Source organism: Tardiphaga sp. OK245, assembly GCF_900108575.1.
In the GTDB taxonomy this organism is placed as follows: Bacteria; Pseudomonadota; Alphaproteobacteria; order Rhizobiales; family Xanthobacteraceae; genus Tardiphaga; species Tardiphaga robiniae.
Genome location: NZ_FNWZ01000003.1, coordinates 1074214 through 1087148, shown reverse-complemented (window position 1 = coordinate 1087148; position 12935 = coordinate 1074214). Strand labels below are relative to the sequence as shown.

The following is a 12935-nucleotide window of genomic DNA, read 5'->3' as shown; positions in this document are numbered from 1 at the left end:
CTCGATTCGTCGATGATCGAGGCATTCTAAATCGCAGCGCGTGCATTAGCGTTGCGGTGACGATGGCGTCTCTCTAGTGAAGCGCTGCAGATCACGAGCAATCGGACGTTGCCGATGAGGCACAGGCGGCTAACGCGGAATGCGATTCTGCGGAGAAAATGATTCACGTTGAGTGTCGGCCCTGCTCGGACGCGAAGAGCGGATCTCGGAGCTATGGTCGTTGCAGGCCACGTGCGGAACCATTTCGCGTCGGCCGACGTGCTGTTGATGAAGGACTTTCTGGGAATGCGACTTGCAGGTGGGGTTCGGACGGTGGCTCGCTTTGGCGTGACACTACTAGGTGGCGTGGCGTTTGTGGCGTGGTTTGAATCGCCTGCTCAATCCCAAACACCGCAAGGCGCCACCGCTCTTCCTCCTGTGACCGTCGATGCTCCGACGCAGCGGTTGGTCCGCCGCGCACCAATCAAACGAAATGTCGCCGGGGTCCGATCAACTTCGCGGCGCGCCACGGTGTCTGACGCCCCGCAAACGCAAATCGTCGCGGCGCAATCGCGGCCGTCGCAGCCGGGTGTCGTGCCCGCCTTTGCAGGCGGCCAGGTCGCTCAAGGCGGACGGCTGGGACTGCTCGGAAACACCGATACGATGAAGTCGCCGTTCAATATGACGAGTTACACGGACAAGTTCATCCGGGATCAGCAGGCGGCGACGGCTGCGGATGCCTTGATCTTGGATCCTTCCGTGCGCAGTTCCCACCCAACGGGCGGTGTGCTCGATTCCTTCAACATTCGCGGCTTCCCGGTCAACGAAGGCAACAGCGGTGAGTTCGCCTTCGAGGGCCTTTATGGGATCGCGCCGACATACCGCATCTTCACGGATTACGTCGAGCGCATCGAAGTGCTCAAGGGCCCCTCAGCCGCGCTCTCGGGCATTGCGCCCAATGGCGGCGTCGGCGGCGTCATCAATGTCGTGCCCAAGCGCGCGGGAGAGGACTTGACCCGCTTCACCGCAAGTTACGGTTCTGCCGCACAGTTCGGTGGCCACTGGGATATTGCGAGGCGTTACGGTGACAGCAAGGAATGGGGCGTGCGCGTCAACGGCAGCCTGCGCGACGGCGATACGCCCATTGACCGCCAGTCCGAAACGACAGGTGTCGGATCGCTGGCCCTTGACTATCAGGGCGAACGGTTCAGGTCCTGGCTCTACCTCATCGCCCAGACCGATCGGTTCGACGCTCCGTCACGTCCCTTTCTCATGGCTCCCGGCCTGCAAGTATCAAAGGCGCCGGATGGTCGGTTGAACATGACGCAACCATGGGAATGGTCGCACATCAACGATCAATCTGCCTTGCTGCGGACCGAATACGATGTAAGCGATCAGGTTACGCTGTTCGCCGACGTGGGCGGATCTCGGACTAACGTCGAGCGATTCTTCGGTCTTCCGACGATCATCAATACGAGCGGTGACACGACCGCAACGCCTCAATTTTTCGGGCTTAGCATCGATCGAACCACATATGATGGTGGCGTCCGCGCCCGCTTCGATACCGGCGTCGTCCACCACGCGGTCGCCTTCCAGGCTTCGGTCTATCATGACGCGCTGTACCGGCGACTCACCAATGGCAGTCTGGTCACGTCGAACATCTATAATCCGACGGTGGCGCCGACCCAGTTCGCGAACGAGATCAGCGAGCGCCCTCGGCTCTCGGACAGTGAACTCACGGGGCTCTCGATTGCTGACACCTTGTCCGTGCTCGATGAGCGTGTCTTGTTGACTTTGGGTGTCCGGCGCCAGGGCATCGAGGCGAACAACTATCTCTCCAATGTCGGAACGCTCACGTCGTCCTACGACAGGAGCGCGACTACCCCAGTGGTTGGTCTCGTCATCCGGCCCCGGGACAACGTCTCTCTGTACGCGAACTATATCGAAGGTCTAAGCCGAGGCGACGTCGCGCCCCAGACCGCTTCCAATTTCGGCGAAGTACTCTCGCCCTACATCGCCAAGCAGTACGAGGCCGGCATCAAGCTGGACTTCGGTCGGTTCGCCACCACCTTCAGCGCCTTCGAGATATCGAAGGCGAGCGGCGAGCTGTCCGGCGGACGCTTCGCGGCGACCGCCGAACAGCAAGTCCGTGGGCTCGAATTCAACGTCTATGGCGAACTCATGCCCGATATCCGTGTCCTCGGAGGCTTGTCGCTGCTGGATGGCACCCTGACGAAGACCGCTGTCGCGGCTAACGTGGGTAACACGCCAATCGGCGTTCCGAACGTACAGGCCAATATTGGCGCCGAGTGGGATCTCCCGTGGGTGAGGGGGCTCACTTTGAATGGGGCGGTCATCTACACGGGCAAGCAGTTCGTCGATACAGCGAACAAGCAACCGATTCCGGACTGGACGCGACTCGATCTCGGTACCCGTTACACGACGGCAATCAACGGCAGGAAGACGGTTTTCCGCGCGAACGTTCAGAATGTGACCGGTGCGAATTACTGGTCCAGCGTGGCCTCATTCGGAACGTTCTTCCTGGGAGCACCGCGTACGTATCTCCTGTCGATGACCGTGGACATGTAATCGCTGCTCTTGGGTCATCCGGTACCGCAATACTGTGCCGGCGAGGGGAAATCTCCGCGAACAGGACTGAGATCTGATCAAGCAGTTGAAAAGAAAGGAAAATGCTTTAGCTCTGTGGCTCTGACCATATGTCAGCCCAAAAATCAGATACACGGACTAAAATTACAAAGTTCAATGAAAACAATATGTTAGACTGCCGTTTTTCCATTGCCCCGATGATGGACTGGACTGACCGGCATTGCCGCGTCTTCCATCGTCTGCTGTCGCGACGGGCGCGGCTCTATACGGAGATGCTGACGACGGGCGCCGTGATCCATGGCGACCGCGCGCGGCTGCTTGGCTTTGACGCCAGTGAACATCCGGTGGCGCTGCAGCTTGGCGGTTCTGAGCCGGCACATCTTGCGGAAGCGGCGAAGATCGGCGCGGATTTCGGCTATGACGAGATCAACATCAATGTCGGCTGCCCCTCGGATCGGGTGAAGGACGGCCGCTTCGGTGCTTGCCTGATGGCCGAGCCGGATCTGGTAGCGCGCGGTGTGGCCGCGATGAAGCAGGCGGTAGACGTGCCGGTCACCGTCAAGTGCCGTATCGGCATCGACGATCAGGATCCCGAAGTCGCACTCGATATGCTGGCACGCGCGGTGGTCGCCGCCGGCGCCGACGGCCTGATCGTGCATGCGCGCAAGGCGTGGCTCAACGGCCTGTCGCCGAAAGAGAACCGCAACATTCCGCCGCTGAACTACGACCGCGTCTATCGGCTCAAGGCGGCAATGCCCGGCGTGCCGATCATCATCAATGGCGGCATCGTCGGCATCACTGAAGCCGCCGAACATCTCGCGCATGTGGATGGCGCGATGCTCGGCCGCGCGGCCTATCAGGAGCCTTGGCGCTTGCTGTCGGTGGATCCCGAATTGTTCGGCGAGCCGGCGCCGCATGCGACCATGAAGGACGCGTTCGAAGCGATGATGCCCTATATCGAGGATCAGCTCGCGCAGGGCACGCGACTGCATTCGATCACCCGGCATTTTGTCGGCGCGTTCCACGCGGTGCGTGGTGCGCGCGCGTTCCGGCGTTATCTGGCGGAGAATGGCGTCAAGCATGGTGCGAGCATCAATGTGCTCCGAGAAGCCATTGCGCAGGTCGAGGACGAGCCTGCGGAGTCGGTCGCGGCTTAGTTACGGATAGCCGCGCAGCATCAGTCTGTCGGCGCGCACTTCCCAGCTTTCCAGTCGATCGAGAAAACTCATGCCAAGCAGGTTGGTTTTCATCTGTCCGCGCGGCACCACCAGTGCCGGGACGGATCGCTCGACCAGCTTGCCGACCGCCAGACGATCCAGCGTCAATCGTGCTGCCTTGGTGCGACCACCCGCAGTCTCGACGTCGACATTGTAGTCGAGCATTTCGAGCGGCAGACCCGCGGCCTTTGCGGTTTCATAAGTCAGCACCACCGAGGTTGCGCCGGTATCGATCACCATCGCCGTCTTGACGCCGTTGATCTTGGCCTGAAGCCCGAACTCACCAGTGTTGCCGCGCGGGACGTCGACCAGCCGCAGTGGCGGCGGGCTCTGCTTGCGCAAAATTTCTGTGACGAGATTGCCGGCCTTGGAGATCTGCTTGGGATCGCCATAGGCGAGGGCGGCGCCTGCCGTCGCGACGATGACGATGACGAGAAGAAAGACCCGGCTCATGGCGAGCCTCTCAGGTGGCTGCGGATGTCCTCTTCGCTGCGTATGTCGACGAAGGCTCCAGCCCCGCCTCGGCCATGCGGGCCGGCAGCAGTGCCATCGTATCCAGACGCTCCGCGCTGTCCATTTTTCCCCAGCGCGCGATCTCCGGCAGCGTGCGTCCGCAGCCGAGGCAGAGCTTGGTCTTGGGGTCGATGAAACAGACTGCGATGCACGGCGTTTCTTTGCTCATCCAGTAATATTGAAGCGGATCGGCTCGCTTGCGCAAGCGTCGAAATCACAGCCCGGTTCCTGCATTCATGATGGGTTTGTTGCGGGCCCGCCGCTTTTCATCGGCGACGTTCATCTCGTAATCGGGCTGCAGCGGTGGCCCATCGGGCGCCATCGGCGCAAGCGCAGACATCACGCGCTCCGGCGGGAAAGTGATGATCACCTCGGTGCCGATTCGCAGTTTCGATTTCAGCGTAAATGTGCCGCCATGCATGTCGATCAGGCTCTTGGCGATCGGCAGACCGAGACCGGCACCCTGTTCGGCCGATTTGATCGAGTTCGATCCCTGGCCGAAGGAGGCCAGCACGATCGGGATCTCGTCTTCGGCGATGCCCGAGCCGGTGTCCCTGCAGCTCAGATACTGGCCGCCGGAGGCGGTCCAGCCGACCTTGAGCCAGATCTCGCCGCCCTGTGGCGTGAACTTGATCGAATTCGACAGCAGGTTCAGCACGATCTGCCGACAAGCGCGCTCGTCGCCCCAGACCCGCGGCATGCCGTGTTCGAACACTTCGTGGATGGTGATGCCGCGGCTCGATGCGCGCAGCTTCAACAGGTGATGGCAGTCCGCGACGACATGCACGAGCGAGACGGCTTCTTCGTTGAGTTCGTAGCGGCCGGCTTCGATGCGCGACAGGTCGAGGATCTCGTTGATGAGATTCAACAGATGCACGCCGGAGTTATGGATGTCCGCGGAATAGTCCTTGTAGACCGGCACGGCGTGACCACCGAAGATCTCGCTCTTCATCACTTCGGAGAAGCCGAGAATGGCGTTCAGCGGCGTGCGCAATTCATGGCTCATCTGCGCGAGGAAGCGCGACTTGGCGACATTGGCGGCTTCGGCGCGGTGGCGCGCTTCGTCGGAGATGGCCTTGGCCTGTTCGAGTTCGCCGATCAGGGCGTCCTTCTCGGCGCGGGCTTCCAGCGTCGCGAGCGTGGTCGAATGCAGCCGCTGCGCCAGAAGCGCGAAATAGCCTTCGGCTGCGACAGCCAGAACGGCCAGCACGTAGTTGTCGAAGGTGCCGCGCAGGATAAAGCTCAGCGCCACGCCGAGGGTCACCGGCGCGGTGGCGGCAAAGGCGGCAATCGGCAGGCTCGCGGCGAGCATGCTGGAGACCGCGACCACCAGCAGCATCAGGAACATCATCAGCGAATTGGAGACGACGTCGACGCCGGTCGGATGCACCAGGATCACCGTCCACGACAGGCCGTAGAGCAGGTCCAGAAAGATAAAGCGCAGCCGCCATTTATGCGTGCTGCTGGGTGTCGGTGTTTCCGCCAGATAGCGATTGCAGGCGCGCAGGATCACCGCGTGAATGCACAGCATGCCGCATGACCACGCCGCGGCCGGCAGCGGCTGCATCCAGAACCCGAACAGGATGCCTGTGCCGACCACCAGCAGCGTGATGACGAGCGAGGCGGAGAGGCGGGTCTGGGCGTATTGGCGGAGCAGTTCGCGATCGAAAGCTGGGCGTGTTCCTGAAGTCGAGGTCAGCCGGTCGCGCGCTTCGCGCACCCGCTGTTGTGCCGCCCGGCGATTGCGCGGCGGAACAGCGACGGGCGTTTCAGCCGGAAGCTGGACGACCTCGGGCCTGGCGGCGGGCTCACTCATCACTCGTACACAAATCCTGCACGCAAACGCGCGCGGTTTTTCACAGACCCTATCTGTGCCGCACAATCATTAAGAGGTGCCTTAAAGAACGAAGTAATCCGGTTAATATTCAATAAAAATGGTATCGACGGAGGGCACCTGCGGGACGCCGCTCCGCCGTGATTTGTTCAGCAAACCTAGATGGTTACCGGGGTAATCTTGCCAAGAGGCTTGAAGTGTCCCACCGCTTGCCACCGAGCGCTTCGACCTCGCCGTAGAACTGATCGACAGTGGCCGTGACCGGCAGGCTGGCGCCGTTGCGGCGGGCCTCGGCGAGACAGATCGAGAGGTCCTTGCGCATCCATTCGACGGCGAAGCCGAAGTCGAATTTTCCGTCATTCATGGTCTTGTGGCGGTTCTCCATCTGCCACGACTGCGCGGCGCCCTTGGAGATCACCTCGACCACCGCATTGACGTCGAGACCGGCCTTCTTGGCGAAGTGAATGCCTTCGGACAGTGCCTCGACGAGGCCGGCGATGCAGATCTGGTTGACCATCTTGGTGAGCTGGCCGGAGCCTGCGGGACCGAGCAGCTTCTGCATCTTGGCGTAGGCGGTGATCACCGGTTCGACCTTGGTATAGGCCGCTTGGGTGCCGCCGCACATTACGGTCAGGGCGCCGTTCTCTGCGCCAGCCTGGCCGCCCGACACTGGCGCGTCGATGAACTGGAAGCCGGCTTTGGTCGCCGCGGCATCGAGCTCGCGGGCCACTTCGGCGGAGGCGGTGGTGTGATCGACGAAGATCGCGCCCTTGGTCATGCCGGAGAATGCGCCATCGGCGCTCGTGGTGACCGAGCGCAGGTCGTCGTCATTGCCGACGCAGCACATCACGAAGTCCTGGCCTTCGGCAGCCGCTTTCGGGGTTGCTGCGGACTTGCCGCCGAACTTCTCCACCCATGCTTTGGCCTTGGCTGCGTTGCGGTTGTAGACGGTGACCTCGTGGCCGCCCTTGGTGGCAAGGTGACCGGCCATGGGGAAACCCATGACGCCGAGACCGATGAATGCAACTTTGGCCATGTCCGTACCCTTTGGATGCTGTCGGCTTTGCTGCCGAACGTCGACTGTTGGGAAGTGAGGCGCCGCCCTGGTTCGTGGCGGCGAGATCGCTGGTGATGAGGAGCGCCAGCATAGTCGCTGCACAGGACGCGGCAAAGCCCCCGTTACCGCTCATGGCTGCAGCCGCTTATGGTGCGCTGCAAAAGAAAATCTGGTGCCGGTCTTGTGCCAGAGCAATCTCGGAATTCTCAACATAGCCTAGAAACGGCATGGACTTAGGGCGGAAGTTCTCTATCTGTGCGGTCTAGTTTGTCCGTCGATCGGGAGACACGCATTGAGCGTTTCGCAGCAGCAGGTTCTGGATGGTCTGGCCAAGGTGACATCGCCGCGTGGCGTGCCGCTGATCCATGCGGATGTTTTGTCCGAGATCGTCGTGACCGACGGCAAGGTGCTGTTTTCGATCAATGTGGACGCCGCTGAAGCGCGGGCCTGGGAAAGCGTGCGCGCGCAGGCGGAAGCTGCAGTGCGAGCGATCCCTGGTGTCACAGGTGCAATGGTCGCGCTGACCGCCGAGCGCAAGCCGGGCAGCGCACCGCCTGCGCCGCAGCGCCACGACCACGCAGGACATTCCCATGGTCCCGGTGGGCATTCGCATGGTCCGCAATCGGGCGGCGTGCAGCCGGTCTCGGCGCATCGCCCGCACGCGAACCCGGCCAACTCCCCAATGTCAAAACAGGCTGAGATTCCCGGCGTTGCCGCGATCATCGCGGTGGCGTCGGGGAAGGGCGGTGTCGGCAAGTCCACGACGGCGCTCAATCTGGCGCTGGGCCTGCGCGATCTCGGCCTGAAGGTAGGTCTGCTCGACGCCGATATCTATGGTCCTTCGGTGCCGCGGCTGACCGGCATCAATGAAAAGCCGACCCTGGACGACAACAGGAAGATGATCCCGATCAAGCGCTTCGGTCTGTCGATCATGTCGATCGGCTTCCTCGTCGAGGAGGAGACCGCGATGATCTGGCGCGGGCCGATGGTGATGTCGGCGATCACCCAGATGCTGCGCGATGTCGCCTGGGGCACGCTCGACGTCCTTATCGTCGACATGCCCCCCGGCACCGGCGATGCACAACTCACGCTGGCGCAGAACGTGCCCCTGAAGGGTGCTGTGATTGTTTCGACGCCGCAGGATCTGGCGCTGATCGATGCGAGGCGCGGCCTTGCGATGTTTACCAAGGTCAATGTGCCCGTGCTCGGCATCATCGAGAACATGAGCTATTTCCAATGCCCGGAATGCGGCACCCGATCCGACATTTTCGGCCATGGTGGCGCCCGTCACGAGGCCGAGCGGCTCAAGGTGCCGTTCCTCGGCGAAGTGCCGCTGCATATGTCCATCCGCGCCATGTCGGATGCCGGCACGCCGGTGGTCGTGAGCGAGCCCAACGGCCCGCACGCCGCGATCTATCGGGCCATCGGCACGCAGATCCGCGACCGGTTGCAGGGCGTTATTGCGGCAGCGTAAGCTGGCCGATGGCCGGGGCCGAGATGTCGCATAGAACTTTCGTTCAATTGGGCTGGCAACGACGTTCGTCGTGTTTTCCGCGGCTGAATAACCGTGTTAGACAGCCTCTGCACCAGAGCGTCTTCGGTTGAATCGCGCAACGATTTGCCGCTGAATATGCTCAAAGGAATTCTAGGGAAAACGCCCGCAAAAGGAGAGCTTGAATGAAGCGTCGTGAGTTTTTGAAGGTTTCGACGGCCGGCGCCGCGGTGGCCGCCGTTGCCTCGCCGGCGATCGCGCAGTCCGCGCCCGAGGTCAAATGGCGCCTCGCATCGAGCTTCCCGAAGTCGCTCGACACCATCTATGGCGGCGCCGAGATGATGGCGAAGCAGGTCGCCGAAATGACCGACAACAAATTCCAGATCCAGGTCTTCGCGGCCGGTGAATTGGTCCCCGGTCTGCAGGCGCTCGATGCGACCTCCAACGGCACCGTCGAAATGTGCCACACTGTGTCCTACTACTATGTCGGCAAGGATCCGACCTTCGCGATCTACGCGTCGGTCCCGTTTGGCCTGAACGCACGCCAGCAGAATTCCTGGTGGTACCAGGGCGGCGGCGAACAGCTCGGCAACGAGTTCTTCAAGAAATTTGGCGTCATCGGTCACCCTTGCGGCAATACGGGCACGCAGATGGGCGGTTGGTTCCGCAAGGAGATCAAGACCGTTGCCGATCTCTCCGGTCTCAAGATGCGCATCGGCGGCATTGCCGGTCAGGTGCTGCAGAAGGTTGGCGTCGTGCCGCAGCAGCTTGCGGGTGGCGACATCTATCCGTCGCTCGAAAAAGGCACCATCGACGCTGCCGAGTGGGTCGGTCCCTATGACGACCAGAAGCTCGGCTTCCAGAAGGTCGCAAAGTACTACTACTATCCAGGTTTCTGGGAAGGTGGCCCGACGGTCCACGCCTTCACCAACCTCGAGAAGTACAACGCGCTGCCGAAGAGCTATCAGGCGATCCTCACCAATGCCTGCGCCAATGCCAACAGCTGGATGGCCGCTCGTTACGACATGCAGAATCCGGCAGCACTGAAGCAGCTCGTCGCCGGTGGCACGCAGCTGCGTCCGTTCACCAATGAAGTTCTGGACGCCTGCCTCAAGGCCACCAACGAACTCTGGGCTGAAATCTCCGCGAAGAACGCCGACTTCAAGAAGTCGATCGACGCGATGCAGGCCTATCGTTCGGACGAATATCTGTGGTGGCAGGTCGCTGAATACACCTTCGACAGCTTCATGATCCGCTCGCGTACCCGCGGCTGATCTTAAGCCTCGATCAAACATGAAGCCCGGCCTTCGCGAGAAGGTCGGGCTTTTTGTTGGGGCACGCACGCATGCCGCGCGGTATTGCCGGGCACGGAAATCCGCTAAGTCTCATGGACGCCGCAGAGCTTTTGTCCTTGAGAGATGCCGTCATGACCGAACCCGAAATCGCCGTAGCTGCCGAAATTCTCGCCCAAGCGCGCCGCAGCGGCATGCAGATTGAGGGACTTCCGGTCACGCCGTCTTCGGTTGCGGAGGCGCACGAGATTCAGGATCGGGTTGCTGCGCTGGTCGGGGAGCCCATCGGTGCCTTCAAAGCCGGCGCGCCGCCCGAGGGCGAACCGACGCGCGGTCTGATCGAAGCCCGGATGATCCGTTCGAGCCCGGCACATATGTCTGTGGCTGAAGTCCCGCATCTCGGCGTCGAGGGCGAGGTCGCCTTCCGCTTTACCCGCGATCTGCCGGCGCGCAGTGTGCCCTACACGCGCGACGAGGTCGCGAAGGCCGTCGCGGTGCTTCCGGTGATCGAAGTGGTTTCAAGCCGCTTCCGCGATCCGCTCAGCCGACCGAAGATGGAACAGCTCGCCGATTGCGGGATCAATGCCGGGCTGGTCACCGGTCCCGAACGAGCCGACTGGTCGCATCTCGATCTGCCGAACCTGCAGATGACCTTTATCGTGAATGGCGAGACGCAGATTGCGCGCAAGGGTGGCCACCCCACTGATGATCCCATCGCAGGCGCTGTCGCGCTGGTGAACATGATGCGCGACGGCGTGAAGGCCGGCCAGGTCGTGACCACAGGCAGCTGGACCGGACTGCCGTTCTTCAAACCGGGCGATCGGTGCACCGTCCGGTTCGAGGGGCTGGGCGAAGCCGAAGTGGTATTCGACGGCTGAGCCCGACTTTCCCGTTACTTCGGGGGCCCGAAGTCCGGCATCGCCGGCATTTCGATCTGCGGGATCTCGATCTTCACGTTGGACGTATCCACAGCCGTGTTGTCGATCCAGTAGGTCACGAGACCGGGCCAGTAGATCACGATGATCACCAGGATGATCTGCATCCCGACCCATGGCAGTGCGCCGAGATAGATATCGCGGCTCTTCACTTCGGGCGGTGCAATGCCGCGCAGATAGAACAGTGCGAAGCCGAACGGCGGATGCATGAATGACGTCTGCATGTTCACGCAGAGCAGCACGCCGAACCAGACGAGATCGATGCCGAGCTTGGCCGCGACCGGCGCCAGCAAAGGGATGATGATGAAGGCGATCTCGAAGAAGTCGAGAAAGAACGCCAGGAAGAACACGAAGATGTTCACGAAGATCAGGAAGCCGATCGCGCCGCCGGGCAGGCCGGTGAGCAGATGCTCGATCCAGCGTGCGCCATCCATGCCCTGGAAGACGAGGCTGAAGCAGGTCGAGCCGATCAGGATGAACACCACCATCGAGGTCAGGCGCATGGTCGATGTCATCGCCTGGTCGATCAGCGGCCAGGTCAGGCGGCGATGCAGCGCGGCGAGCACCATGGCGCCGACAGCACCCATGGCGCCGGCTTCGGTGGGCGTCGCGAGGCCGAGGCCGATGGTGCCGAGCACAAGGAAGATCAGCACGATCGAGGGGATCATGCCCCACAGCACACGGCTGATGAGCTTCCAGTTCATGGGCTCGCGCGCATGTTCCGGGATCGGCGGCATCGCGCTCGGCTTCAGGATCGACAATACGACGATATAGAGAATGAAGATCACGACCTGGATGATGGAAGGGCCGATGGCGCCGAGATACATGTCGCCGACCGAACGGCCGAGCTGGTCGGCGAGTACGATCAGCACCAGCGACGGGGGGATGAGCTGCGTGATGGTGCCGGATGCAGCGATGACGCCGGTGGCGAGCTTCATGTCGTAGCCGTAGCGCATCATGATCGGCAGCGAGATCACGCCCATGGCGATGACCGAAGCAGCAACGGTGCCGGTGATGGCGCCGAGCACGGCGCCGACGAGGATCACCGCATAAGCGAGACCGCCTGGGATCTTGCCGAACAACTGGCCGGTGCCTTCGAGCAGATCTTCAGCAAGGCCGCAGCGCTCGAGGATTGCGCCCATGAAGGTGAAGAACGGGATCGACAGCAGCAGGTCGTTCGAGATCGTGCCGTAGAAGCGGAACGGCAGCGCCTGCAGGAAGGACGGATCGAAGTGACCGGTGAAGATGCCGAGAATGCCGAAGAACAGGCCGACCGCGGCCAGCGAGAAGGCGACCGGGAAGCCGAACACCATGAAGCAGATCATGGTGCCGAACATCAGCGGGGGGAACACGCCGTAGGAAAACATCGGTGGTCCTGACTATCGAACTGGTTCTATCGAACGGATTGGTCGAAATGCGAGAGGCTGAAAAAGCGAACGCCGCTATTGCAGCGGCGCTTCGTAATGGGTGTCGATCTTGACGACGCCGGCGAGCGCGGCGATGCGCTTGGCGAGTTCGGCCACACCCTGCAGTAGCAGCAGACCAAAGCCGAGCGGCAGCACCAGCTTCACCGGCCACAGGATCAGGCCGCCCGCATTGCTGGAGACCTCCTGCGAATTCCAGGAATTCAGGAAAAACGGGAACGTCATGTAAGTGAGGTATGTCATCGCCGGCAGCAGGAAGATGCAGAGGCCGATGATATCGATCCACAGCCGCGCGCGATCGGAGACGGCCGAATAGAGCAGATCGACGCGCACATGCTCATTGAGGCGCAGTGTCTGCGCCGCGCCGAAAAACACGATGCCCGCGAACATGTACCACTGGATTTCGAGCCAGCCGTTCGACGAATAGTTGAAGAGATAACGGATCGTGGCATTGCCGGCGCTGACGAGGCAGGCGAGCAGCACGAGCCACTTGGCGATGAAGCCGAACACATCGCTCAGTGCATCGATCGCACGTGTGAATTTGAGTACGTCCACAGTTTCCCCCGAAAGTCGCCCCGCCGTCCG

General features: G+C 61.7%; 11 protein-coding genes. 5 read left to right on the top strand and 6 right to left on the bottom strand.

Features of this window, described 5'->3' with window-relative positions; translation table 11 throughout:
* Positions 1-213 precede the first annotated feature (213 nt).
* Both BLW80_RS17750 and dusA read left to right on the top strand, forming a co-directional pair.
* Positions 214-2568 (top strand): TonB-dependent receptor, encoded by a 2355-nt coding sequence (locus BLW80_RS17750; RefSeq protein WP_093758933.1) that lies wholly within the window; start codon positions 214-216, stop codon positions 2566-2568.
* Between the two features lie 185 nt (positions 2569-2753).
* A complete protein-coding gene (dusA, locus tag BLW80_RS17745; protein ID WP_093758932.1) occupies positions 2754-3743 on the top strand; it encodes a tRNA dihydrouridine(20/20a) synthase DusA in 990 nt (329 codons plus the stop codon).
* Here dusA and BLW80_RS17740 read toward each other — a convergent pair whose 3' ends face one another.
* From BLW80_RS17740 to BLW80_RS17725, 4 genes are all read right to left on the bottom strand, one after another.
* A complete protein-coding gene (locus tag BLW80_RS17740; RefSeq protein WP_093758931.1) occupies positions 3744-4256 on the bottom strand; it encodes a TIGR02281 family clan AA aspartic protease in 513 nt (170 codons plus the stop codon).
* Between the two features lie 10 nt (positions 4257-4266).
* A complete protein-coding gene (locus tag BLW80_RS17735; protein ID WP_068730727.1) occupies positions 4267-4485 on the bottom strand; it encodes a DUF1289 domain-containing protein in 219 nt (72 codons plus the stop codon).
* Between the two features lie 45 nt (positions 4486-4530).
* Positions 4531-6132: a sensor histidine kinase gene (locus BLW80_RS17730; protein WP_093758930.1), complete on the bottom strand. Its 1602-nt coding sequence runs from the start codon at positions 6130-6132 to the stop codon at positions 4531-4533.
* Positions 6133-6316: 184 nt separating this feature from the next.
* Positions 6317-7186 carry an NAD(P)-dependent oxidoreductase gene (locus BLW80_RS17725; RefSeq protein ID WP_093758929.1) on the bottom strand — a complete coding sequence of 290 codons (870 nt, stop codon included), beginning with the start codon at positions 7184-7186 and terminating at the stop codon, positions 6317-6319.
* 313 nt (positions 7187-7499) lie between these two features.
* Here BLW80_RS17725 and apbC point away from each other — a divergent pair, with 313 nt between their 5' ends.
* From apbC to BLW80_RS17710, 3 genes are all read left to right on the top strand, one after another.
* Positions 7500-8681, top strand: a complete 1182-nt coding sequence (gene apbC, locus BLW80_RS17720) for an iron-sulfur cluster carrier protein ApbC (RefSeq protein ID WP_093758928.1) — start codon at positions 7500-7502, stop codon at positions 8679-8681.
* A gap of 203 nt (positions 8682-8884) precedes the next feature.
* The gene (locus tag BLW80_RS17715) at positions 8885-9973 is read left to right on the top strand and encodes a TRAP transporter substrate-binding protein (protein ID WP_089267138.1); all 1089 of its coding nucleotides are present in this window, start codon (positions 8885-8887) and stop codon (positions 9971-9973) included.
* 152 nt (positions 9974-10125) lie between these two features.
* Entirely contained in the window at positions 10126-10869 is a 744-nt protein-coding gene (locus BLW80_RS17710; protein ID WP_170849692.1) for a 2-keto-4-pentenoate hydratase, read from the top strand.
* Between the two features lie 14 nt (positions 10870-10883).
* On the opposite strand, the gene BLW80_RS17705 is transcribed toward BLW80_RS17710, so the two are convergent.
* Together BLW80_RS17705 and BLW80_RS17700 are read right to left on the bottom strand one after the other, a co-directional pair.
* Complete coding sequence (locus tag BLW80_RS17705; protein ID WP_093758926.1) at positions 10884-12293, bottom strand: TRAP transporter large permease; 1410 nt, start codon at positions 12291-12293, stop codon at positions 10884-10886.
* 75 nt (positions 12294-12368) lie between these two features.
* A complete protein-coding gene (locus BLW80_RS17700; protein ID WP_089267141.1) occupies positions 12369-12905 on the bottom strand; it encodes a TRAP transporter small permease subunit in 537 nt (178 codons plus the stop codon).
* Positions 12906-12935 lie beyond the last annotated feature (30 nt).

What these genes read in the sequence shown, in the direction of transcription:
- BLW80_RS17750 (WP_093758933.1), top strand. Translation starts at nt 214, where the DNA reads ATGGTCGTTGCAGGCCACGTGCGGAACCATTTCGCGTCGGCCGACGTG.
- dusA (WP_093758932.1), top strand. Translation starts at nt 2,754, where the DNA reads ATGTTAGACTGCCGTTTTTCCATTGCCCCGATGATGGACTGGACTGAC.
- BLW80_RS17740 (WP_093758931.1), bottom strand. Translation starts at nt 4,256, where the DNA reads ATGAGCCGGGTCTTTCTTCTCGTCATCGTCATCGTCGCGACGGCAGGC.
- BLW80_RS17735 (WP_068730727.1), bottom strand. Translation starts at nt 4,485, where the DNA reads ATGAGCAAAGAAACGCCGTGCATCGCAGTCTGTTTCATCGACCCCAAG.
- BLW80_RS17730 (WP_093758930.1), bottom strand. Translation starts at nt 6,132, where the DNA reads ATGAGTGAGCCCGCCGCCAGGCCCGAGGTCGTCCAGCTTCCGGCTGAA.
- BLW80_RS17725 (WP_093758929.1), bottom strand. Translation starts at nt 7,186, where the DNA reads ATGGCCAAAGTTGCATTCATCGGTCTCGGCGTCATGGGTTTCCCCATG.
- BLW80_RS17715 (WP_089267138.1), top strand. Translation starts at nt 8,885, where the DNA reads ATGAAGCGTCGTGAGTTTTTGAAGGTTTCGACGGCCGGCGCCGCGGTG.
- BLW80_RS17710 (WP_170849692.1), top strand. Translation starts at nt 10,126, where the DNA reads ATGACCGAACCCGAAATCGCCGTAGCTGCCGAAATTCTCGCCCAAGCG.
- BLW80_RS17705 (WP_093758926.1), bottom strand. Translation starts at nt 12,293, where the DNA reads ATGTTTTCCTACGGCGTGTTCCCCCCGCTGATGTTCGGCACCATGATC.